The 24,966-nt window shown below is 36.3% G+C and carries 21 protein-coding genes; 4 read left to right on the top strand and 17 right to left on the bottom strand.

Annotated elements, in window-relative coordinates; translation table 11 throughout:
• Window positions 1–121: 121 nt before the first annotated feature.
• Complete coding sequence (locus C1724_RS00960) at window positions 122–349, bottom strand: DUF2198 family protein (RefSeq protein ID WP_102344888.1); 228 nt, start codon at window positions 347–349, stop codon at window positions 122–124.
• A gap of 433 nt (window positions 350–782) precedes the next feature.
• On the opposite strand from C1724_RS00960, the gene C1724_RS00955 reads away from it, so the two are divergent.
• Complete coding sequence (locus C1724_RS00955) at window positions 783–1,763, top strand: HD-GYP domain-containing protein (protein WP_258000251.1); 981 nt, start codon at window positions 783–785, stop codon at window positions 1,761–1,763.
• A gap of 42 nt (window positions 1,764–1,805) precedes the next feature.
• On the opposite strand, the gene dctP is transcribed toward C1724_RS00955, so the two are convergent.
• On the bottom strand, window positions 1,806–2,867 hold the full coding sequence (gene dctP, locus C1724_RS00950) for a TRAP transporter substrate-binding protein DctP (protein ID WP_102344887.1): 1,062 nt from the start codon (window positions 2,865–2,867) through the stop codon (window positions 1,806–1,808).
• A 2,149-nt stretch (window positions 2,868–5,016) separates the two neighbouring features.
• On the opposite strand from dctP, the gene C1724_RS00945 reads away from it, so the two are divergent.
• Entirely contained in the window at window positions 5,017–5,664 is a 648-nt protein-coding gene (locus tag C1724_RS00945; RefSeq protein ID WP_102344886.1) for a transcriptional regulator, read from the top strand.
• Window positions 5,665–5,885: 221 nt separating this feature from the next.
• Here C1724_RS00945 and C1724_RS00940 read toward each other — a convergent pair whose 3' ends face one another.
• The 8 genes from C1724_RS00940 to C1724_RS00905 form a co-directional block, all read right to left on the bottom strand.
• A complete protein-coding gene (locus C1724_RS00940; protein ID WP_102344885.1) occupies window positions 5,886–6,320 on the bottom strand; it encodes a CBS domain-containing protein in 435 nt (144 codons plus the stop codon).
• 217 nt (window positions 6,321–6,537) lie between these two features.
• Window positions 6,538–7,782 (bottom strand): PDZ domain-containing protein, encoded by a 1,245-nt coding sequence (locus C1724_RS00935; protein WP_258000250.1) that lies wholly within the window; start codon window positions 7,780–7,782, stop codon window positions 6,538–6,540.
• 380 nt (window positions 7,783–8,162) lie between these two features.
• A complete protein-coding gene (locus tag C1724_RS00930; protein ID WP_374703435.1) occupies window positions 8,163–9,608 on the bottom strand; it encodes a S41 family peptidase in 1,446 nt (481 codons plus the stop codon).
• Between the two features lie 180 nt (window positions 9,609–9,788).
• Complete coding sequence (locus tag C1724_RS00925; RefSeq protein ID WP_102344884.1) at window positions 9,789–11,009, bottom strand: murein hydrolase activator EnvC family protein; 1,221 nt, start codon at window positions 11,007–11,009, stop codon at window positions 9,789–9,791.
• 68 nt (window positions 11,010–11,077) lie between these two features.
• Window positions 11,078–11,971, bottom strand: coding sequence for a permease-like cell division protein FtsX (gene ftsX / locus C1724_RS00920; RefSeq protein WP_102344883.1), 894 nt, complete (start codon window positions 11,969–11,971; stop codon window positions 11,078–11,080).
• Window positions 11,961–12,647, bottom strand: a complete 687-nt coding sequence (gene ftsE / locus C1724_RS00915; protein WP_102344882.1) for a cell division ATP-binding protein FtsE — start codon at window positions 12,645–12,647, stop codon at window positions 11,961–11,963. The genes ftsX and ftsE overlap by 11 nt, the downstream gene beginning before the upstream one ends.
• 455 nt (window positions 12,648–13,102) lie before the next feature.
• A complete protein-coding gene (gene cccB / locus C1724_RS00910; RefSeq protein ID WP_102344881.1) occupies window positions 13,103–13,513 on the bottom strand; it encodes a cytochrome c551 in 411 nt (136 codons plus the stop codon).
• A 75-nt stretch (window positions 13,514–13,588) separates the two neighbouring features.
• A complete protein-coding gene (locus C1724_RS00905) occupies window positions 13,589–14,458 on the bottom strand; it encodes a YitT family protein (RefSeq protein WP_102344880.1) in 870 nt (289 codons plus the stop codon).
• A 277-nt stretch (window positions 14,459–14,735) separates the two neighbouring features.
• On the opposite strand from C1724_RS00905, the gene C1724_RS00900 reads away from it, so the two are divergent.
• Complete coding sequence (locus tag C1724_RS00900; protein WP_258000249.1) at window positions 14,736–15,218, top strand: hypothetical protein; 483 nt, start codon at window positions 14,736–14,738, stop codon at window positions 15,216–15,218.
• Window positions 15,219–15,331: 113 nt separating this feature from the next.
• On the opposite strand, the gene C1724_RS00895 is transcribed toward C1724_RS00900, so the two are convergent.
• From C1724_RS00895 to C1724_RS00875, 5 genes are all read right to left on the bottom strand, one after another.
• Entirely contained in the window at window positions 15,332–15,946 is a 615-nt protein-coding gene (locus tag C1724_RS00895; protein WP_102344879.1) for a hypothetical protein, read from the bottom strand.
• Between the two features lie 207 nt (window positions 15,947–16,153).
• Window positions 16,154–17,255 (bottom strand): peptide chain release factor 2 gene (gene prfB / locus C1724_RS00890; protein WP_102344878.1). Its coding sequence is split into 2 segments (ribosomal slippage): window positions 16,154–17,182 and window positions 17,184–17,255, totalling 1,101 coding nucleotides; the frame shifts between segments, so codons are not numbered across the junction.
• A 166-nt stretch (window positions 17,256–17,421) separates the two neighbouring features.
• A complete protein-coding gene (gene secA / locus C1724_RS00885; RefSeq protein WP_102344877.1) occupies window positions 17,422–19,941 on the bottom strand; it encodes a preprotein translocase subunit SecA in 2,520 nt (839 codons plus the stop codon).
• A 421-nt stretch (window positions 19,942–20,362) separates the two neighbouring features.
• Window positions 20,363–20,908: a ribosome hibernation-promoting factor, HPF/YfiA family gene (hpf, locus tag C1724_RS00880; protein WP_102344876.1), complete on the bottom strand. Its 546-nt coding sequence runs from the start codon at window positions 20,906–20,908 to the stop codon at window positions 20,363–20,365.
• A gap of 693 nt (window positions 20,909–21,601) precedes the next feature.
• On the bottom strand, window positions 21,602–21,802 hold the full coding sequence (locus tag C1724_RS00875) for a YjfB family protein (protein WP_102344875.1): 201 nt from the start codon (window positions 21,800–21,802) through the stop codon (window positions 21,602–21,604).
• A 221-nt stretch (window positions 21,803–22,023) separates the two neighbouring features.
• On the opposite strand from C1724_RS00875, the gene C1724_RS00870 reads away from it, so the two are divergent.
• Window positions 22,024–22,155, top strand: coding sequence for a hypothetical protein (locus C1724_RS00870; protein WP_258000248.1), 132 nt, complete (start codon window positions 22,024–22,026; stop codon window positions 22,153–22,155).
• Between the two features lie 241 nt (window positions 22,156–22,396).
• Here C1724_RS00870 and C1724_RS00865 read toward each other — a convergent pair whose 3' ends face one another.
• Both C1724_RS00865 and fliD read right to left on the bottom strand, forming a co-directional pair.
• Window positions 22,397–22,750 (bottom strand): hypothetical protein, encoded by a 354-nt coding sequence (locus tag C1724_RS00865; protein ID WP_102344874.1) that lies wholly within the window; start codon window positions 22,748–22,750, stop codon window positions 22,397–22,399.
• A gap of 23 nt (window positions 22,751–22,773) precedes the next feature.
• Window positions 22,774–24,957, bottom strand: a complete 2,184-nt coding sequence (gene fliD / locus C1724_RS00860; RefSeq protein ID WP_102344873.1) for a flagellar filament capping protein FliD — start codon at window positions 24,955–24,957, stop codon at window positions 22,774–22,776.
• Between the last annotated feature and the right edge of the window lie 9 nt (window positions 24,958–24,966).

Genomic DNA, 24,966 nt, shown 5'->3' with positions numbered 1-24,966 from the left:
TCCAAGGAGATGACCTAAAGGCCTTCTCTTCTTATGCTTTAATCCTCTAAAAAATAATGCTATCTACTCTTACCGGTTGAGAAACAGAAAAAACATGCGGCTAGATCCACATGCTTGTTCATTAGTACTTTTTATTAAATTTCTTATTCATCCGATTGGATACAAAAAAGCCGACAACAAGTGATAAAACCCACGCTATGATCACTAAATTAGGCTGCTCGTAGCCTTTAAATATCGCTAAAATAATTCCTAGCGTTAAAATTGCACTAACATATTGATTAAACGTAATCCGTGTTAAAAAAATAACCATTAAAAATGGAGCCAAAACCGCAAGGATCACCTCTGACATTAATATGAATCCCCTTCCAAGTACCAAAAGCACTGTAAATAATTACAAAAAAATCCTTTATATAATTTGCTGCAATAAAGATCTTTTTAAACATTAACATGTCAATAAAGCCTATTATAAAGCAAATCTCAATAAAAGACATTATTATCGCTCTTTCTTGATTAGTTGATAAGAAAACACAACTCTCCTGCGCTTTTTTAAGGAGATAGTATATTTTTAATTAAACGTTTGTTTAATAGAATGCATTTTCTTTGCATGAAAAACCAGCTGCTTAGAGCAAACTAATATATGAAGTCTACTATAAAAGATAGCTGAACATTACCATTAACTTCAAAAGCATATGTTCAAAGCTTTTTACAAATCCTTACTATATATACTATAAATTTCTCAAGGTGGCTAAGGCACCATTTTAAAGTAGAGGAAGTGGTATGGCTTGAATGTTTATAAAGTGACTTACTCTAAAGAACCTGCTTTGCATAAATTTTATAATTATCTTGATAAACCTGGTCACCTTCGCTATTGTTTTTTTATCCTTTGGATGCTAAGTGTGATTTTAAATAGTATTTTTTTTCAAAATAACAGCAATATATTTATTTTGTATGTGATCGCCGTGATCTTTTTAGGAGCAGGGTTTTATAACAAATCGCCGCTATTTTTAATGTTTTTTACAACTCTCATTGTGCTGTGCAGATTTTTACTTGTTCAGAACCCAAACATGTTAACTGGTTCGTTTTTTATCTTGTTATTAACTTATTCAATCATAACGTTTATCTCTGCGGGGCTAATGAAAAACATCCAAAAAGTAAAAAATGATACGCTTGAATTAACAACAGCCCTCGTGAATGCTCTAGATTCAAGAGATCCGCATACATTGCATCATTCAGAAAACGTGGCAAAATATGCGTTCGAAATTGCAAAAGAAATGAATTTAAAAGAAGACATATGCAACAATATTCGGATTGGCGGGCTGCTGCATGATATCGGTAAAATCGGCATACCCGAGCCTATTCTAACAAAGCCCGGAAGATTAACAACGGAAGAATACGATTTTATAAAAGCACATCCTACCATCGGCTATAAAATGATTAAACATGTGGCTAATTTCTCTAGCAGAGGTATATTAGACATTATTCTCTATCACCACGAACGATATGATGGTAAAGGCTATCCAAAAGGATTAAAAGGGCAGCAAATTCCGCTGTTAGCACGAATTGTTGCAGTTGCGGATACCTTTGATGCGATGACTTCCAAACGCGTTTACCGTCAGCAACTTGATTATAAATGTGCACTTGAGGAAATTCGAAAAAATAAAGGAACTCAATTTGACCCCGTCGTTGCAGATGCATTTTTAAATTTATATGAGGAAAAAAGCTTGAACTCCACAAACGAAAACTATTTAATTGAAAATACATAAAAGGCTGTCCACCTTCGACGAGATGGACAGCCTTTTTATTAATTATTGTACAGCTTGAATTCTTTCGATGTATGAACCATACTTCTCAGCATGCTTTTCATATACAGGTTGAACTTTATCACGGAATGCTTGAATATCAAGGTCTTCCGCATTAATGATTTCTACTCCGTTATCTAGTAAAAGTTGCTTTTGTTCTGCCTCTAAATCTTGTGAAATTTGACGTTGCTTTTGAGCGTATTCTTTTCCAAGATCAACGATCACTTTTTGAATATCTTCAGGCATTGATTTTAAAAGATCATCATTGATAACTAATACCGCAGATGCATAGTAAAGTCCTACTTCAGAGAAGTATTTTGATTGTTCCCAAACTTTTGTACTCCAGTATACACCAGTTGAAAAGTCTGATCCATCAATTACGCCTTGTTGTAAACCGCCATATACTTCTGGGAATGCCATTGGCGTTGCATTAGTTCCTAATGCAGCATATGTGTCTAATAGTAGCTCACTTTCAATTGTACGCATCTTTAAACCATCTAAATCTTCAGGAGTTTTAATTGGATGCTTGCTATTTGATAAATGACGCTGACCATTTTCCCAGAATGCGATTGCTTTTAATCCTTGCTCAGATACTTTATCTAAAAGTTCTTGTCCAACTTCACCGTCTAATGTTTTGTAGACATGGTCTAAATCTCTAAATAAAAACGGAAATTCAATAACAGAAATTTCAGGTACAAAGTTTGTTACAACACCAGTTGTGATAACACTCATATCTAATGTTCCTAATTGTACACCTTCTAAAAGTTCTCTTTCGCCACCTAATGTTCCATTACCAAAAATTTCAAATTGAACTTGTCCATTTGTAGCTTCTTCTACCGCCGCTGCATATTCTTTAAAGCCGATCGCATATGCTTGGTCATCTGGTGAAATATGACCTACCTTTAATTTATAAACTTCTTTTGTTTCCTCTGCTTGTTCATTCGTTGCAGTTTCTGATTTCACTTCAGCATTAGAATCTTCTGCTACTTCCTCTTTTCCCCCGCATGCTGCTAGCATTAATAGACCAACAACAGCAACAAGGATCAAAATTAACTTGTTCCCCTTCATTTTAACTGCCTCCCCTATTTCTATATACTTTTGTAAAATAATATCATTTGTTACTTTAACGCTTAAAAGCGAGTAAGTGATTAAGATGTTACTTAGTATAAACTATATTTTCTAGAATTGCATCAAATATTTTGTTTTTTTTATATTTTTTAATAATTAAATAGAATTTTATAAGTAATTTTAGAAAAAGAATAATTTTTTGAAATGGACAGTTAATTTGGAAAAACTTTTGACAAATAATAATTTCAATAAAATTCCAGCTAATTATTTTTACTGGATCAATATGATTATTAAGCGGACATAGAGTATCTTATTCACATCAAAACTGCTATTTTTGGGAATTTACCTGACATATAGTACGTTATTTTCATTAAATTCAATGAAAAACGTGGTTAATAGTTGCTATAAGGGATCAAATGTCCGGCAATAGTCGCTTGGGGGGAGTAAGCGGACATATAGTCCCTTATTCACCCCAAAACTGCTGTTTCTGGCGATTTGCCGGACATATAGTACGTTATTTTTATTAAACTCAATAAAAAACGTGGTTAATTGTTGCTATAAAGGATCAAATGTCCGGTAAACGTGTGAAACGTGCTGTTTTTAGTTGAATAACGGCCGGGATGTCCGGATAATAGTCGCTACGAGTATTAAGCGGACATATAGTCCCCTATTCACACCAAAACTGCTGTTTCTGGCGATTTGCCGGACATATAGTACGTTATTTTCATTAAACTCAATAAAAAACGTGGTTAATTGTTGCTATAAAGGATCAAATGTCCGGTAACCGCGTGAAACAAGCTGCTTTTAGTTGAATAACGGCCTTTATGTCCGAAAAAAAACTCCGGAAGAATTGTGCGGACATATAGTCCCTTATTCACCCCAAAACTGCTATTCTTGGTGATTTACCGGACATATAGTACGTTATTTTCATTAATTTCAACGAAAACTGGGGCTAAAAGCTGGAATAACGGATCATATGTCCGGTAAACGCGTGAAACATGCTGTTTTTAGCTGAATAACGGTCTAAATGTCCGGAAAAAAACGCCGGAGGAATTGTGCGGACATATAGTCCCCTATTCACCCCAAAACTGCTATTCTTGGCGATTTACCGGACATATAGTGCGTTATTTTCATTAATTTCATCGAAAACTGGGGCTAATAGTTGAAATAACGGATTCAATGTCCGGCAAACTTGTGAAACATGCTGTTTTTAGATGAATAACGGCCTGGATGTCCGGATAAAGTCACCGGAAGTATTTAGCGGACATATGGTCCCTTATTCACCCCAAAACTGCTGTTTCTGGCGATTTGCCGGACATATAGTACGTTATTTTCATTAATTTCAACGAAAACTGGGGCTAAAAGCTCAAATAACGGATTCAATGTCAGGCAAACTTGTGAAACATGCTGTTTTTAGATGAATAACGGCCTATATGTCCGGCAATTGTCGCCGCGAGGGTTAAGCGGACATAGGGGCCCTTATTCACACCAAATCTGCTGTTTCTGGCGATTTACCGGACATATAGTACGTTATTTTCATTGATTTCAACGAAAACTGGGGCTAAAAGCTGGAATAACGGATCATATGTCCGGTAAACGCGTGAAACATGCTGTTTTTAGTTGAATAACGGTCTAAATGTCCGGAAAAAAACGCCGGAGGAATTGTGCGGACATATAGTCCCCTATTCACACCAAAACTGCTGTTTCTGGTGATTTGCCGGACATATAGTACGTTATTTTCATTAATTTCAATGAAAACTGAGGCTAATAGTTGAAATAACGGATTCAATGTCCGGCAAACTTGTGAATCATACTGTTTTAGATGAATAACGGCCTGGATGTCCGGGTAAAGTCACCGGAAGTATTTAGCGGACATATGGTCCCTTATTCACACCAATACTGTATTCGTTTTGACCTCTGAAATTATGTACATACATTCGCACCCTACGCAATGTCGGTACAATCTAAGCTTTATTTATTAATTTCTATTGCAGTATCCAAAGGTTCGATTATACTAGAATTAGAAGCTAAGTTATCATATATAGCCGTCTCATACACTTATTACCATGGTTATTCATTTGCACTGGGATTTGTTGTATTGGGACGTTTTTTATATCAAAAAATAACAATTTAGAAAGGAAAGAACACAATGGCGCAGCTTTTTGAGCAAAGGTTTGAAGAATGGATTCAAGAGCAAATTATTGAAGAAAAGAATCGAAGAAGACGTGAATTACTTGAAAAAGGTCTAGGTCATGGTACATATGAATTTCTCCGAACGATTTGGTACCCTTCTGTAGGAAACTTTGATCATTTATATCCGGAATGGGAGGTTCTTGATTTCAACAATGGTTTTCGCTATCTCGATCTTGCCTATAAACCTGGAGAAGCTAAAGGATGCATTGAAATTCAAGGATACGGTCCTCATGCGAGAGATCTGGATGTAAGAAGGTTTAAGGATTTATGCTGGCGCCATTCTTTATTAGCTTTAGATGGTTGGACTCTATTGCCTATAGCCTATTTATCGATTAAAGAGCAGCCTAAACAATGTCAACAGCTTATTCTTGCTTTTATAGGCAAATTCACCTCAATTGAAACACCTTCAAAATTATCTTGGACTGAAGCAGAAGTTATACGCTTTGCACGTCGTCTACTTCGTCCAATTACTCCTTCAGAGATTGCAAATCACCTAAATATTGGTGAACGTCAAGCAAGACGCATCTTACATAATCTTGTGGATTTAGAAATACTAGTCGTCTCAAGTGGAAATAAGCGCGCTCGAACATATATGCTAAGATGACTCTGGTTCAACACAAAAATCCCCATGCGTGAAGATTAACCTAGATTTAACCTAGACAGCAATTCAATTAATTATTTCAATCCAAAATTAAGAAATAACCCGGAAACGGATGTTTGCAATCTAAAATTCATAATATGAACTAAAGGTTGTACGGTGAATTTTGAAATAGACAAAACAAAGATGCCCTACTTCGCTTAGCAGGGCACCTTTTTTCAAACAGCTTACTGCTGTGGGCTAGACGGCGTAGAAATACTTGATAATGCTTGTTCGGCTTCATTATCAAATTTATTGTCCACCGCAAGATCCCCTAAAGCAACCATACCTACCACTTGGCCGTTTTCAACAACCGGTAAACGGCGAATTTGTTGTTGCGCCATTAATTGAGCTGCCTCATGAACATCCATGTCTGGTGTTGCTTGAACAATCTTTTGCGCTGTCATTACTTGTGATACTGGTGTTTGCGCGTTTTCACCTTGTGCAGTTGTACGTAACGTAATATCACGGTCAGTAATCATCCCGATAACTTCACCGCTATTATTCACAACAGGGAGCGCACCAATATTGTGCTCACTCATAATAGACGCTGCTTTTTGACAAGTATCGTTTTCAGACACAGTAAAAACTTGTGATGACATGATATTTCGTAGTTGTTGCATATTTAAAACCTCCCTTTCATTTTCATGAGTTAGTTTGGTTATATAAGCTAGTTTTTATCAGAAGTTTTTGAAGTATTTTTTTAGATATATGAGTTTAAAGTTGTGGCAATTGGAGAGATAATGTAATCCGATGGGGACAAATGTTGCACATTTAAGAAATAAAAAATGGTTCCAGTTACTTTTAAAACCAGAACCATCCGTAAATTTATTAATCTGTCTAAACAGCCTCTGTCGTCCATTGATTATCATCATGAACAAATAATAACCCTAATTCATGATGCTCGCCATCATAAAGCGATCGATTGGCAAATCGTACTTCGCCATTATAATCAAGTACCTCTAACTTACAAAAAGCTCGATTAACCTGAAGGGCCTCGTAAAATTCCTTTTCACTACGCACAACTTGTCCATTCACCTTCGTAACGACTTCCCCAATTTGCAGTGACATCCTATCCGCAGGTGAACCTGGTATTACGCCTAAAATCACCATTCCTGTATCACGATTTGCAAAGAATGAAACTTGATCTTCATCTGCACTTCGCTGCCTGATCGTAATCCATTCACGGCCAATTAATGCTACCACTGCAGCACCAACCGCCAAGATCGGGTACCAGTACGCCGCAACAGTTAAAGTTAAAACAATCATACTTAAGCCAAGTACTCTTCGACCGGTTGCTTGAATAGCCATTTTAGGAAGAGAGGATTGAATTTGTTGATAAAACCCAATTCCAAACGGTACAAGCATAACCGTATACGATTGATTCGATGTGGCTATTACCGGCCACCATTCCCAAATGGATGTAATCGCATCACCTGGAATAAGAAAGAATACTGGAGCCATCCACAGCTTTTGCGTTTCATGGATGCCGACCAATTTGCCGCGCTTACTTTTCTTCAACCTTGGTGTTGTAAGGTTTGAGCCTCTTTTTAAAATTAACAACCCTTCAGCTACTAATAAAAGAGACATGATGATTGCCATAACAAGAAATGACGTGTTCCCTATATCTTCAAGCCATTGTACAAAGATTGGTTGATTGACGTCCACCATTGGTAAAAATAAAGAAACTAAAATAGCAAAACCTAGTACATATGCAGGTGAAAGCAATCGTGGCCGCAGCAAACATAAAAATAAAACCGAAATTGCTCCAGTTAACACTGTAAATCCGTATGGCAGTAACAAACCAAGTCCGAGCGTTATAACCGATATGACCAAACCTGTTACAATACTCGGCCAAATGAGCTCACGCCAGCCAATAAATGCATGGAATATCCGAATATTAAAATCCTTGCGTTCCCGTTTTACACGCCGATAGCCAAGAATAAAGGAAAACAGGAAAACAATATAAACTAGAGGGTTTAAAAAATACCTCCCAACACCCACTAGCACATCCAAAATCCATGTATACGTCATTTCATCACCATCCTTCGTCAACCGATACTTATATCCTAAATTGTTATCCATTCAATTTCATTCAACTCTTCTATTATACTACTTCTTACATTTTTTTGAACGGCATAAGGTTGTTTTAGGTGCAAGCAAATTTCTACAAGCCCATATTCCCGACTATTTAGATGTACTTCTTACGAGCATTCTTGCCAATAATTGTCTGATTACCTTTTATGTAGAGCTTTCCGCCCTTCTTTTAAACGCCATTTACTCTGCATAAAGCTCTATCCAAAACTTCCAAATAAAATTTTAATGAAAAAAAAACTATACCCGTACTTACATACGGATATAGTTCGACATGTTTACAGAGACTCCTGCCAGTAATTTCAAATATAGTATTGGTAATTTAATGCTATCTATCCAATCTAAGGAGACTGGCAGTCATCCAACATTACTTATTGAAACAGCACCTTAACCGCTGTTTGTAACTGGAAGTCATTTTCTTCTGCTCGAACTTGCTCGATAATTTTTTCTTCAAGTTTGCCGGCAGTTGTTTTATCCACTTCACCTGTATTAGGAAGGTTATTTGCTTTTTGGAATGCTGTTACTGCAATTTCAGTTTGCTTACTAAAATAGCCATCGATACGACCTGGCTCAAAACCGAGTCCTTTAAGCATAATTTGTACATTTTTAACTTGATCATTATTTACATCATATTTCAAAGGCTCTTCGAGTTGAACTGGACTTGCATAGAAATAGTCAGGTTGTTTCACTTTAACAGTTGGTTCAATTCCCTGTTTATGAATCAAGTTTCCATCAGGAGTTAACCACTTAAATAATGTAAGCTTGATATTGCTGCCATCGCCTAATGGAATTGCTTGTTGCACAGTTCCTTTTCCGAATGATTTTTCCCCAACGATTTCATAGCCGCCCGCTTCTTTCATAGCGCCTGCCAAGATTTCAGACGCTGATGCACTGCCGTTATCAATTAACACTGTAATTGGGTAAGGCTTTTTCTCTTCTAAAGTAGAGAAGAAACGTTCTTTCTCACCATTACGATTTTCGATTTGAACATATGGCTTTTCTTTCGTTACTAACAGTTTCAATATATCTTCAACGCTTTGTAAGTAACCGCCTGGATTTCCACGAACATCAATCACTAAGCCATTAATTTTTTGATCTTCAAGTTCTTTTAACTGCTTTTTAAAATCTTGTGCAGTATCTTCAGAGAAACTTGTGATCTCGATATAGCCTACTTTTTTATCTTGATAATCCTTAATCGAGCTATACACTGTTTCTAGTGGAATTTCATCGCGAGTTACATCAATTTTTAACGTATCAGCTGTTCCTGAACGCTCAACCTCAAGCGTAGCAACTGATCCTTTTTCACCGCGAATTTTTAATACGGCTTCATAAAGGTCTAAGCCCTCTAGCGATTCACCGTCTACACTTAAAATATGATCCTTTGGCTTTAAACCTGCTTTTTCAGCTGGTGAGTCTTTAAATGGCGCAACAATAGTTACTTTTCCATCTTCCATACTCACTTCTGCACCAATACCTTCAAACGAAGAATCTAGCGACTGATTGAATTGATGGGCCGTTTCTTGATCCATATAAACAGAATATGGATCTTCTAAAACACCTACCATCCCATTAATTGCACCTTCAATCAGCTTATTACGCTCTGTTTCTTCCACATAACTAGTGGAAATCAGGTCTAACACTTGATTAATTTTTTCAACATCGCCTTCATTTTTCGAATTATTACTTAACAAAGACTCAGCCAACGGTGAAGATTCTGCAGCCTTTGTAAGAACGCCATTATTATACAAAATAAAAGATATCCCCGCGCCGGCTATAAGCGATAATGCCATTAAAACTAAAACAATATTCCCGCGAATTCTCAACCCTATCACCCCAATAATCGATCTATTATCGTACCCTATACTTCTACAAAAGACTATGATATACCTCTATAATACCATATAAGATCCTTTGCAGGAAAAGGCATCACACTCCGATTGTGCGATGCCTTCAACTTGTCTATAGTACTATATGAAATGCTTGTACGATTTATGTTGTTAAAAATTAATTAATTTGCGAGGATCAACTGCATTGGACTTGCTTGCATTCCAAGGACCTTTATGAATTTCAAAATGTAAGTGCGGACCTGTGGAGCGACCTGTATTCCCCATATAACCTACCAATTGTCCTTTTTTTACACTATCGCCCTCTGAAACTTTACGACTTTCCATGTGCGCATATAGCGTTGTATACATCGTACCACCAATGTTATGCGATACAAATACCACATTACCGTAAGATGACGAATAATAAGATCGGAACACAATTCCATCTGCTGCTGCTACGATCGGAACACTGCTGCCACGTTTACCAATATCGATTCCCGCGTGCAGCTTGCCCCATCTTTTACCGTAATTGGACGTTACCGGACCATTGGATGGTCTCATAAATGTACCATCTGTAACTGGTGGCGTCTCGCCACGTGCCTTGGCTTCAGCTATTCTGCGTTGCTCTTCCTGCCATTGCTTATAAAGTCTTTCATAAGAAGCTTGCTGTTTTGCTAAAATTTCATCCTGCTCTTGCAGATCTAATAATTCACCTTCAAGCTCTTCTTCTTTTTGCTTAAGCTGCGCCATTAGTTTTTCTTTTTCAACAGTTTGAGCCTCATACGTTGCTTTTTCTTTTTCTAATTGAACTTTAGCGGCTTCAAGTTGAACTAATTTATTTTCAACTTCTATTTTAATTTCTTCTAGTGTTTCTTGTTCGGTTACATGTGTTTGTAAAATTTCCTTGTCTTGCTGAACAATGATTGAAACGGAATTAACGCGATTTAGAAAATCGCCAAAGCTTTTAGCACCTAACAATACATCTAGATAACTAACTACTCCGCCGTTTTCTTGAACAGAGCGGACGCGCGTTTTTAACATTTCATCACGCTTATCAATACGAATTTGCAACTCTTCAATTTGCAACCGTAATTGTTCAATCTCGGCTGTTGTTTGCTCAATTTCACCCTGCTTTTGACGGACACGTTCTGCTGTTTCAGCAACAGCCATATCTAAACGTTTAATTTCAGCTCTAACTTTCTCTTCTTCTTGCTTTATTTCATTAATCTCGCTTTTCGTTTCTTGCGAGTCATCTTTTATGTCTGCACGTTTACCTTGGACTTCGTTGATTTTATTCTTAAGTTGTTGGTTGGCAGATGCGTGATTGCTATGCAAAAAAAGTCCACTGAAAGCAATCAACGATGACAAAGTTATGAGTAGTAGTCTTCGCACTTTGTTCCACCTCTTCCAAAATTAGTCTGAAATCTAGCTTTTTTTGTAAAAAAATTAAATCTATCAATCTACGCTTTTAAAAACTTGCGAATAGACATTAAACTTCCCCATGATCCGATAAAAGCACCAATTGCTAATAAAATCCCAGCTACTTGCCAAACAAAAGGATTAACTGTTAACAATGTAATAAACGTTCCTTCTAATTGCGGTTGAACCGCGTCGTATAAATAATCATAGCCAAAGTAAATTAACACGATCGGTACAATTGATCCTAGAACACCTAGGAACAGCCCCTCAAGGAAGAATGGCCAACGAATAAAACTATTCGTTGCTCCCACAAGTCTCATAATCTCTATTTCTCTTTTTCTAGCAATAATCGTAATTTTAATCGTATTCGATATTAGGAACATCGCTGTAAAAATAAGTCCAATAATTAAAGCGAGACCGATATTTCTAGAGATGTTAACTACTTTAAACAGCTTCTCAACTGTGCCTTGTCCATAGTTAATACGGTCCACATTTTCAAATTTCTCAATTTGCTTCGCCACTTTTGGCGTTTGTTGCGGATCCGTTGTTTTTACAATAAAAACATCATGAAGTGGATTTTCTTCACGCAATGATTCGAATGCCTTACCTTCTTCACCAAAACTCTCGATGACGGAATTTAGTTCCTTTTCTTTGGAGGAAAACGTAACACTTTCGACTTCACTTATACCTTTGATTTTCTCTTCTAGTATTTTTTGCTGCGATTCGTCTGCTACTAAGTCAACATGAACGCGAATTTCCACGTCTTTCTCAACTGATGTTGCAAAATTATTTAAATTCATCATAATGACTAGAAAAATTCCGACTAGTAATAGTGTTACAGTTACCGCACTAATCGATGCGAATGTCATCCAGCCATTCCGGCCAATGTTCTTTGAGCCTTCTCTAAAATGTCTAACTAACGTATTAATAGTCATAGCCGTAATCACCTCGATTTTCATCTCTAGCAATGCGGCCGTTTTCAATCGCAATAACCCGTTTTCTAACCTTGTTTACAATTTCACGATTATGTGTAGCCATAAGAACAGTTGTTCCACGATTGTTGATTTCTTCCAAAATATCCATGATAACCCATGATGAATCAGGATCTAAATTTCCAGTCGGTTCGTCGGCGATTAATATCTTCGGGTAATTCACAATTGCTCGCGCGATCGATATACGCTGCTGCTCTCCCCCAGATAGTTCCGACGGAAGAAAACGCGCTTTATGCTTTAGTTTTACAAGATCAAGAACCTCCATCACACGGCGTTTAATATTTTTCGGATGTTCTTCAATTACTTCTAATGCAAAAGCTACATTTTCAAATACAGTTAAATTCGGCAGCAACTTAAAATCCTGAAAGACTACCCCGATGTTTCGTCTCAAAAGCGGTACCTTACTATTTCTTAGCTTTGATAGATTGATACCGTTTATTAAAATTGTGCCTTTAGTAGGCTTTTCTTCACGGTACATCATCTTGATAAACGTTGATTTACCAGCTCCACTGGGACCAACAACATATACAAATTCACCTTGCTTGATTTCTACGTCAATGCCATTAACGGCTAAAATTCCATTCGGATATTGTTTATATACATCTTGCATTTCTATCATTACTATCACACCTAAGCTTTTTTTTAACTTGCGAACTAGGTTGGACTTTTTTTATTAGAAGAATTGAATTTAACCAAATCTATCAGCGTTCTAGTTACTTTTTACTATTCAAATAGGACAAAATTACAACTAGTGCTATAGAAACACTAGTTGGATGTATAGCGTTAGCTGCATTTTATATTAAATGGTAAATCGCCATAAAGCGATATGAATTGACACACTTCTCTATTATAACATCACTATCCATCAATTTCAGGCAAAATAATATTAAAATTGTGCTTCAATCCAACTATCGTTCGACAAATCCGTAAAAAAATGAACATTGAGCTGTGTTTTTAAAGTGAAGTGCTACATGAGGAAATTTAATAGGAATTAAGTACGAGGAAACGCTTTTTTATAAACACCATTAAAAAAGAGTATCCTGATTATATCCCAGAACACTCTTTTACATGTATTTACTTATGTTCAGCTAACCATGCAGCAACAGCCGCTGCATCGTCACCTTTAAGTAGACCTGGAGGCATTGCACCTTGACCATTCTCAATTACATTTTGAATGCCAGCAGCGTCTAGTTTTCCACCAACTGCTGTTAAGTTAGGACCTACGCCACCTTCAAGATTTTGACCATGACAGCTTGCACAGCTTTGCTTATATAACTCTTCGCCTGCACCTGCATCAGCAGTTGCACCGCCAGTTTCGCCGCCTTCAGCAGTTTCTCCGCCACCTTCAGCTGGCTGCTCCTCTGTAGCTTCACCTGCTGGTTGTTCTGTAGTGTCTTCTGCAGGTTCTGCTGCATCGTCGCCGCCACCACAGGCTCCAAGAACAAGTGCTGTACCCATGAATAATGCTAGTAACTGTTTTTTCACTAGTTACTCCTCCTTAAGTTGTTAAATATTACTAAGTGTGCCAAATCCTTGTACACGACCCTAGTATATACAATCTTAAATCTTTTTAAAACCCTCGCCCACAACCTCTGAAGCGTCCATAACGACCACAAATGCAGATGCATCAATGCTTCGGACCAATTGCTTCAATTTTGTGAACTCCCGTTGTTGGACTACACACATTAGTATTGGCTGTTTTCGATCAGTATATCCACCAAAACCTGAAATTTTTGTCACACCACGATCAATTATTTTAAAGATCTGCTGACGTACTTCTTCTTCTTTATTTGTAATAATCATCGCCATTTTTGACGTACCGATCCCCACTTGAACAAGGTCAATAGTTTTACTAGTCACATACAAGGAAATAAGTGCATATAAACCACGTTCAAGATCAAATACAAAAGCTGCTATAATAACGATAAGACCATCAATCAACGCAATACACTTTCCTAACGATATGCCCGTATACTTATGAAAAATTTGCGCCGCTAAATCCGTACCGCCCGTTGATGCCTTACCACGAAATACAATGCCTAAACCAAGCCCCACCACAATCCCACCAAATAAAGCACCTAGCAATGCATCATTTGTTGCAGGAGCCACATTTCGAGTTAAATAAACGATAAATGGAACAAACAACGTGCCCACTAATGTCTTAACCCCAAACTGCTTGCCTAATAAAATAACACCAGATAGAAACAGCGGAATATTCAATGACCACTGTACAATCGCCGGCTCCCATCCAAGAATAGCGTTTAATAGGATACTGATTCCGCTAACTCCACCTGATGCAATTTGATTTGGTAGTAGAAATAAATTAAATGCGATCGCAATTAGTGCGGACCCTAGTAAGGTAAAGCCATATTCAATTGCTATTCTTTTTATTGGATGGCTTTCATCATAATCAACCCTTTTTATAGCCATTCCTCATCCCCCCATGTATTTAAGAATTTGACGATTGGGGCAAAAATTAAGTACAAGTTCCATAATAGATTTTGTTGCAAAGGTATTTTTATACTAGGCGACAGGAAAAAGAGGATTTAGTAATAGGAATGTTTCGGTAGAATTTATGAAAATGTAATTTGCCAACAAATATTGATGCATTTCTGAACTATACAAAAAGGCCTTTCATCAACCCTATTAATAATATGTCCCACAGTTTCATAAAATTTATCAATGATTTTGTGAAAAGAGGTGCAACGTGTTAAAAAAGAGACGTTCCTTCGCAACAGGTAAGTTGATCCTTTTTATTCCGGTCATTATTATTATTTTGATTATATTGTATTCTCTATTTACATGGATGAGCCCAGGAAACCAAGCTAAGAAAACTGTTGCCACGTTTTATACATATGAGCAAGCAGGAGCTTTCTCTGATTCTTGGGAGATGTTTCATCCATTAATGAAACAACGCTTTTCAAGAGGTCATTATATTCAAGATCGTGCCCACGTTTTTATGAATCACTTCGGTGTAGACACTTTCTCTTATTCGCTAGGCAATGCTAGCAAAGAGGAAAATTGGGCAATAACAGAAGGTGACGAAGCAGCAATTTTAGAAACGGTATATAAAATTAAAGTCACCCAAACGTATCGAGGCAAATATGGTCATTTTGATATTCACCAAAATGTGTTCGTGGCAAAAGACGATGAAGGGGATAGGAGTATTTTGTGGGATTATAAAAAATAATGATCACCACAATATATAAGTCGATTACAAGAAACAAGCCTAAGAATAAACTCTTAGGCTTAGTATAGCTTCCCAATGCCTTAAAGATCTAAGCAAAAAATTTTATAGAAAGCTTATCTTGCTTGTACAAATTGGAATCCATTCATATTTAATTCTTTATTTACATCTATATTTACGAAAATCTTTTGATAATATTCAACCAGATTTTCGAATAACTCCTTCGAACTGATCGAGCTGTTGGTATAATTATCTCTTTCTAAACACCAAAAGGCCTTACTGTCCATGATATCGGCTTTTAAAGCAGCGGAATAGTATTGTTGATTATTAATTTGAATAGTAGGAGCATTTTGTATAAGCGGGTTAACACTATATATGTATAAATCTTCGATTCTTGTTCTGTTATAAGAATTTGTCACGTTATTTAGCATGTATTCATACGGAGCATTCATATCATTCACTGATCTTGTTCTAAACTTTAAGTGTAATATGCCTGATAACCCATTTATGTAAGCATTAACTTCATAATGACCTCCCATCGGAACATCATCTTCATAGTATGGTGGGATAAACGCAAGATGTAATAAACTTCTTTTTAATTTACTTTGCGTAACTGGATGAACGGTAAACTTCGTCAAACATTTATCACATTGATAATTAATATGATCCTTTGAAATGACTTCATCTAAGTATGCTGATTCACTTTTGCATTTAGGACAAACAACTTCCATTTGAACTCTCCCTTTCCGGTAAACTCCGGTTTCTCTATTTTATTTACTCTTTTAATACTATCTTACTCTTACATATTCAACAAAGACAAAAACCCAAGACTTTTATAATAACAACAAAAAAACTCGAGTACTATTTTCACACTCGAGTTTTTATAAAATTTAATTTCTGGCATACATGCTCAATAAAATTGAAAATCTATCTAAAACTTAATTAATCTTCGAACGCAGATACGCATCGATAAACGGATCTAATTCGCCATCCATCACAGCTTGAGTATTCCCAATTTCAACATTTGTACGATGGTCTTTAACCAATGAATAAGGGTGGAAAACATAGGAGCGAATTTGACTGCCCCATGCGATTTCATTTTTCTCCCCACGAATTTCATCAAGCTCAGCTTGTTGCGCTTCGATTCGTTGTTGGTAAAGTTTAGCTTTTAACATTTTCATCGCTTGTTCACGGTTTTTAATTTGCGAACGTTCTGATTGACATGTAACAACAACACCCGTTGGAATATGAGTAATCCGCACTGCAGAGTCAGTTGTATTAATATGCTGACCACCAGCACCACTTGCACGGTACGTATCAATTTTTAAATCCACTTCGCGCACTTCAATTTCAATCTCATCATTAAACTCTGGCATAACGTCACAAGAAACGAACGACGTATGACGACGACCTGACGCATCAAACGGTGAAATTCGAACTAGGCGATGTACACCTTTTTCCGCTTTTAAATAGCCGTACGCATTATGTCCTTTGATTAACAGCGTGACGCTTTTAATCCCGGCTTCATCACCAGCTAAATAATCTAATGTTTCAACCTTAAAGCCCTTGCGTTCAGCCCAACGAGTATACATGCGTAAAAGCATCGAACCCCAATCTTGTGATTCCGTTCCACCCGCACCAGGGTGCAGCTCTAAGATTGCATTGTTTTTATCATATGGTTCACTCAACAATAGCTGAAGTTCAAAATCGGCTCCCTCTTTTGAAAGTGATTTAAGCTCTGTCTCCAACTCTTTTTGAAGTTCATCATCTGGTTCTTCTTTTAACAATTCCAATGTAAGCTCCAAATTTTCATGGCTTTCATTTAAAGCATTGAATTGATTAACGATATCCTTTAGCGCATTTGCCTCGTTAATGACTTGCTGTGCGCCCTGCTGATCATCCCAAAAGCTAGGATCGACCATTTGCTCATCAAGTTCAGTGATCCGTGCTTGTTTCGCTTCTAAGTCAAAGAGACCCCCTAAAGCCTGCTAATTTCTTAGCCATTTTATCTAGTTCTTGTCTTATTTCAACTAAATCCATTTCTTCTTCCACCTCAAGTTGTAATTTTTCTTTTCTTAGTTAAATTTAACTGTATTTATTTACAGTGTGATGATAAAAAGCCCTCTCTATCATGTCAATAGAGAGAGCAAGAAACAATCGGTCATTTTAATCAAAAATGGTGTGCAGCTATTGCAGTACCATTGTTCTAACTCATTTGACCATGACATTGCTTAAACTTTTTACCACTTCCGCATGGACAAGGATCATTACGGCCAATTTCTTGACGTTTAACATATGGCTTTTTCTTCTGCTGTTCACCTTCACCTTGTTTCGGATTTACAGCCTGGCCTTCTGCAACCTTTTGACGCTCAAGATTGTTGCGAATTTGTGCTTTCATCACATATTTTGCAACATCTTCCTCAATGGACGCAATCATTGCTTCAAACATTGCAAAGCCTTCCATTTGGTATTCACGCAATGGATCTGTTTGACCATATGCACGTAAATGGATACCTTGACGTAATTGATCCATCGCATCAATATGATCCATCCATTTAGAGTCAACAGCTCGTAGAACAATAACCTTTTCAAATTCGCGCATTTGTTCAGGAGTTAATTCTGCTTCTTTTTCATCGTATTTTACTTTTACAGCATCAACAATGATATCGACAACTTCTTCAGGCTCTTTACCTTTAATAGCCGATTCTGTTACTTCGCCTTCATCTAGTAAATTCCCTTCCACATACGAAACAATACCTTTGTAATCCCACTCTTCAGGCAATGCCTCTTTTGGCATATGGGCGTTTACATTGCGCTCGATAGATGAACGAATCATGCGCTCAACTACTTCACGAAGGTTTTCAGCATCCAGTACTTCAAAACGTTGCTTATAAATAACATCACGCTGTTGACGTAATACATCATCATATTGCAGCAATGTTTTACGAGCATCAAAGTTATTACCTTCTACACGTTTTTGCGCTGATTCAACCGCTCTTGTAACAAGCTTACTTTCAAGTGGTTGATCATCATCCATGCCGAGACGATCCATCATCGATTTCATATTATCTGAACCGAAACGACGCATTAATTCATCTTCCATTGATAAGTAAAATTGCGTAATCCCCGGATCACCTTGACGACCTGAACGTCCACGGAGCTGATTATCAATCCGGCGACTTTCATGACGCTCAGTACCAATAACAGATAACCCGCCAAGTTCGATAACACCTTCGCCCAGTTTAATATCTGTACCACGACCGGCCATGTTGGTCGCGATCGTTACAGCACCCGGCTGGCCAGCTTGTTCAATAATTTCCGCTTCTTTTTCATGGTTTTTCGCATTTAAAACATGATGGCGGATGCCTTTTTTCTTTAACATTTGTGACACTAGTTCTGATGTATCCACATTAACGGTACCAACCAGAACAGGTTGTCCTTTTTCATGGCGTACAGCGATATCCTCAACTACAGCCTTGAATTTACCTTCCATCGTTTTATAAATTAAATCCGGACGGTCTTCACGAGCAATCGGACGATTTGTTGGAATAGCGATTACCTGCATATTATATATGTTGCGGAATTCCTCTTCCTCAGTTTTCGCTGTACCTGTCATACCAGACAATTTTTCATACATACGGAAATAGTTTTGGAACGTTGTTGTAGCAAGTGTCATGCTTTCATTTTGAATCTTTAAACCTTCTTTTGCTTCAATCGCTTGATGTAAGCCATCGCTATAGCGACGTCCCTTCATCAAACGCCCTGTGAATGAGTCGACAATGACAACTTCTTCATCTTGAACAACATAATCAGCATCGCGATGCATGCTTGCATGTGCTCTTAAAGCCTGATTTATATGATGCACAAGTGTAACGTTTCCAATATCAAAAAGGTTTTCAATACGGAACGCTTTTTCAGCTTTTTCAATACCTTCTTCTGTTAACTGAACACCTTTTGTTTTTTCGTCATACGTATAATCTTGATCTTTTGTTAAAGTACGTACAAATGTATCAGCTGTTTGATAAAGTGATGCTGATTTTTTCGCTGTACCCGAAATAATAAGTGGTGTACGGGCCTCATCAATTAAAATCGAGTCAACCTCGTCAATGATTGCATAATGAAGCGGACGTTGTACCATTTGCTCTTTATAAAGAACCATGTTGTCTCGCAAATAATCGAAACCGAATTCGTTATTTGTACCATATGTAATATCAGCGCTATACGCTTCCTGCTTTTCCTCTTGTGAAAGACTATTTAAATTAAGGCCAACTGTGAGACCAAGAAAACGATGAAGTTTGCCCATTTCATCAGCATCACGGCGTGCTAAATATTCGTTTACAGTTACAATATGAACACCTTTACCAGTAAGCGCATTTAAATATGCAGGCATTGTAGAAACGAGTGTTTTACCTTCCCCTGTCTTCATTTCGGAAATATTTCCTTCATGTAGTGAAATACCACCTAGAAGTTGGACAGGATAAGGACGCATACCCAAGACACGAACAGACCCTTCACGGACAACAGCAAACGCTTCAGGCAAAATTTGATCAATCGACTCACCCTTTGCAAGACGCGCTTTAAATTCTTCAGTCTTCTCACGAAGTTGATCGTCCGACAGCTTTTGCATGTCTGGCTCAAGTGCTTCAATTTGGTCTACAATTTTTTGGTACTTGTTCAAATGACGCTGGGTTCCATCCCCAAAAACCTTCTTTAAAATCCCTAGCATGTTCAAACGCTCCTCTATGTAATTTCATTTATAGTGTTTAGAAAACATGTAATTTGCCCACAACGGCAAATTATGATGTCTTGTCTTATACTTTAATCCTTAAAGAAGAAACACTTAAAGTATAAAATAAAGCTTGTCTATCATGATGCACTAGAGTGCCGAAAGATTATAAAAGTCCTATATTATATATTAACATTTAATTGAAAAGTATTACAACTAGTGTAGTTTGTAGAATTAGGAGTTGTTTTGTTGAATTCGTAGAATTTGATAAAAAAATTTATGTCATAAGATTTAAAATGCTAGATTGATTAGGCATCTAAGCAGGAAATTATGAATACTCGAAAGGAACATCCGTTCTATTTTTGTTTTTTATAAAAGCGCAGCCATTGAGACTGCGCCTATTATATTTTAATTAACGAAATTATTCAGCTTCGATTAAACCATATTTGCCATCTTTACGACGGTATACTACGTTTGTTGAATTTGTATCAGCGTTAACGAATACGAAGAAGTTATGACCTAACATATTCATTTGTAAAATCGCTTCTTCAGAATCCATTGGTTTTAGATCAAAGCGTTTATTACGAACAACTTCGAATTCCTCATCCGTTTCATGTTGCTCATCCTTTTCAACTTCAGCAAACACATATTTAGGTGCTTCCTCTTGTTGACGGAATTTGCGATTAACTTTTGTTTTATGCTTGCGAATTTGACGTTCTAGCTTATTCACAACTAAATCCACTGCAGCATACATGTCTAAATGAGACTCTTCTGCACGTAATAATAGTTCTGTCATCGGAATGGTTACTTCAATTCTTTGTTCAGAATTATATACACTTAGATTAACGTTTACATCAGTTGTTGGTGTATCGTTGAAATAGCGCTCTAGTTTACCGATTTTCTTCTCGATATACTCTCTTAACGCTGGAGTAACTGTGATGTTTTCACCACGAATGTTATATTTCATTTGGGTACCCCTCCTTGAAAAGTGCTATGTATTACTAATTCTATTTTACCCTACTAAAATCCTCTAGAACCAGAAAAAATATTCATTTTAGACTGCTTTTGTGAACGTTGTGTGACACCCCCTTCTGTTATAGTGAGTAAATTACGAGAATCAATTATATAGTATGGATTGTTGATTACCGGGAATTTTTTCCTTTTCCAAAAAAGTAGCATCCAGCTATAATGTGGATTTTGAGAAACAGAAGGACCATGTAATATAATATGTGTTAGTTTTGGAATTATTCGTTTTTTATTTAAAATAGTTATTTAGAATCATTAAACCCTATTAAGATTATGCGCTGTTAAATTAAAGTTTGTTCTTTGATTTAGTAGCCGGACATGTGAGCCGTTATTTTAACCAAAATCACTGTTTTAGAAAGTTATGAGGACATATAATCCTTTATTCAAAGGAAATGCGGGTATTTTTTGATGAATTTGGTTAAATAACGGATTCTATGTCCGCAAAGATCAGCAAAAGAGCCTTTTTTAGGGGAATAAGAGATTCTATGTCCGTGAAAAACCTTATTATCAAGTCAAGTCATGCACTCTCATATTTTGAGGAGGAAATGAGAATGAGCTTATGTAATTCGTCAACCTCGAAGAATTAAATTTGACTTTAAAAAAGAGTAACCTTAATGGCTACTCCTTTCTACTTCTATCCTTTTATATCAATATTCCCGCCAAGATGGGGTTGAGCAGCGCGTTGAATCAATGAAGCATCTGCTGTACTCATTAACTTTTGAATGGCTTCCCCTTGCTGTTCGGCATTCCCCATGGCCTTTTTCATAACAGAAATTGATGCCTGTTGATGAACTTGCCCTTGACTAAGAGCCATTGACATAAGTGCGATATCCAAGTAAACACCTCCCTAGTTTCGAACTACTAGGAATTTAAATATTTTCAAAAAAATAATATCATAAATATTTTTAGTAGCCATATATTAAAAGACAATTTTCACCTTAGCGAATTATTAATTATTTAGTTAAAAAGTTTATTGTTATATTAATTGGTCTATATTGTTATAATAATAGGAACATAATAAAATAGATTTAATCTAATGGCATAGGAGGAATATAATTGAGCCATTCAATTGGAGGTATACAGATTCCAGGTGCTACAGCAAGTTTCGTACAAATTACTAAACAAGCAAATGAACAAATAGTAACAGCCATGATTAAAGAGGTTATTAAAGCCTTCGAAAAATATTAAAGAGCTACAACAACCCTCACCTTACTCACAATTTCTAGATATTAAAATCTAATAATATAGTTGCGTACATCAATTGTTCATATACAATTGATGTACTTTTTATTTGTATAGGAAGTTTAGATTTTATAAGACTTTCAATTCTTAATCTAAATATACCAAAAATAGTAACTTAGTGGAAAGTGAGTTCTATTGTCTAAAATTAACATCCCAATATACTCTGATCAAAACAAGTATTAAATTTCTATTTTCTCTTATCAAGAAATACGCCATCGGTTGGATATAATTCATATGGGTTATTATAACCTTTAGATTGAACTTTTTTCTGGTTTAGAACTATAATTTCTTTTTTAAGTAGCATCTTGTTCTTATTTAATATTTCCTCAATCTTATTATGATAATCAAGTATTGTTGCAACTAATCGCTGTTCATCTTCGGTAATAGGCTGTGTTAGCTTTGGTAGAACCTGGCTCCTTTTATTCAAAAAAGTAAATATCTTATCAATTTGTTCATCTCTATTCTCATCCTCTGGAAAACCCTTGTTCAAGAATTCATAAAATTCTACATTTATCTTTAATAGTTCTACTAAAATGTCCACTTCACTTCACTTCACTTCACCTTTTACTGTGCAGACCATGCTCCTAACTGCTGCATTAAATAATTCATCTGTTCATTTGATTGCTGCATTGCCCTTTCCATCGCAGTATATTGTTTCCAGTAACGATCTTCTTTTTGTTTAAGGATTCGATCGAAGTTATTTATACGGTCTTCAATTTCAGTCAACTCACGACCAATTGCAAATTGGCTATTTGTCCTCATTTCATTACCAGCAGTACTTGTAATTCTTTCTATGGTAGATGTCAATGTATCACGTAAACGGCGGGAGATCCCTTTTTCATTATAAGTATCTCCGTCAGCACCAAATAAATTAAATACTGATTCAGGGTCAGTCTCTATCGCTTTTTTTAACTTGTCCTCATTAATAACAAGTTTACCACCATCCAAGTAATTATTAGAGGTTGTAATTCCAATGTTACTAAGTTGGCTGTATTCACCTGTATTGTTGCCTACGGTTGAATAAAAATCAATACGCATTTGGTTTAGTACTGATCTTAAGATAGGGTCGTTTCGAATAGAACCACTTTTTGCGAGATTTTCCCATTTTTCAATTTCTTTCTCAGAAAGGGACTCCTTTTGTTCATCAGTAAGTGGCAAATAATCACGATGCTTTTCTTCCTTTAATTTCTCAGATATTTTAGCAATTGTCTCATTATATAATTCAACAAAGCTTTTTATACTTTCAAAAACCTTATCGGTATCATTCTTCGAAGTTACTGTAACTGGAGTAGTTCCGATATTCTCTTTAAGCGTGAAAGTAAAATCGTTAATTGTAAACGTATTAGAGTGACGAAAAGTCTTTAAACCATTAATCTCAAACTCAGCATTTGTGCCACCATCTTCATTTATTGTATCAATTTTAAATGCATCAGTAAAAAAGTCTCCATAAAAGCCCATCTCTTTCCCACCGATTTTATTTAAATCATTATTAAAATTCCCAGTTTCTTTACGAGAAACTGACAGTACATCTGTAAATTCATCATAATAAACATTTACACCGATCATAGAAGTGTTGATTTTATAGAAAAAGTCATTTAATGATTCAGATCCATCAAACGAAAAGGATTGTTTCATCTCCTTACCATCTTCATTAAATGTTGATATTGCAGTATTAACAACTTTATGTGTATAGTTCAATGAAATTGAACTATCTTTACTAATATTGTTACTAAATGTTAATTCACCATTTTCATCTACAAAGAATGTATTTTGGCCTTCAATCAATAGATTCTTATTATTAACTTGTGTATATATTGTTTCCTCAGTTACTGACTCACCATCAATAGTTCTTGTTGTTTTTATGATGGCTTGATTATCTTTAATATCAGCGAAATTGTTATTATCTATAATTAAACCGGGAGTAGATAACTGAAAGACCTTACCTTCGTTTGAACTTGAAACAGATATCAAGTCCTCTTTATAAGAGCTGTAGTTCACTTCAATTTTACTGTCTTTTGAAAGATTTTCACCAAAAGTCATTTGTCCAGTTTCTTTATTGACATAAACTTGATCAGTAGTTAACCTAACTGTTGCATCATAAACCACTGCATAATCCTTTACCGAATTACCATCTGCTGAAGTTACTTTGATCTTGTCGGATTCTCCACCATTCAGATCAATACCAGAACTTAAAGAATCAGTTTTTATATTTTGACGAGATAAATGAAAGTTCTTCCCCTCTTGGAATACATTCACCGTATCTGTTACCTTTGTATCCCAAGTAAAATTATTAGTAAAGTCTCCATCCCTAAATACTTCCCACAGCTTTTTAGATTGATTTAGTTTGCCAGTAGTGGTATTACTGATTTTCTCATTTCCGTTAATAAGACCATTTCCATCAATATCAACTAACTTACTTGAATTATATGCAGCCGTTGCTAACGTCGCGTTGGATATTTGATAGGAAACATTGCCAGCACGTGGCGAGGCCGTTGCTGTTAGTTTTTCCTCAGAAGTAGATGCTGTCTTTTTAGATAAAAATGTTGACTGTAAACGTAAATTTAGAGTCTCATCCCTTAGTTTGGACATAAGGGTATTCATCTCGCGATATGCATCCCGCTTCCATTGAAGAAGTTGTTTCTTTTGTTTTGTTTTATCAAGCGGAATTCTCTCTGCGCGCATTAAATCCGAAATAATTTGTTGCGTATCCATCCCAGAGGCTAGACCGCTGATTCTCATATCCGCCATCAATCTTTC

Origin of the sequence: Bacillus sp. Marseille-P3661 (assembly GCF_900240995.1) — a bacterium.
Classification (GTDB): domain Bacteria; phylum Bacillota; class Bacilli; order Bacillales; family Bacillaceae_J; genus OESV01.
Note: the sequence above shows the minus strand (reverse complement) of the source record. Positions and strands in the feature narration are given on the sequence as shown.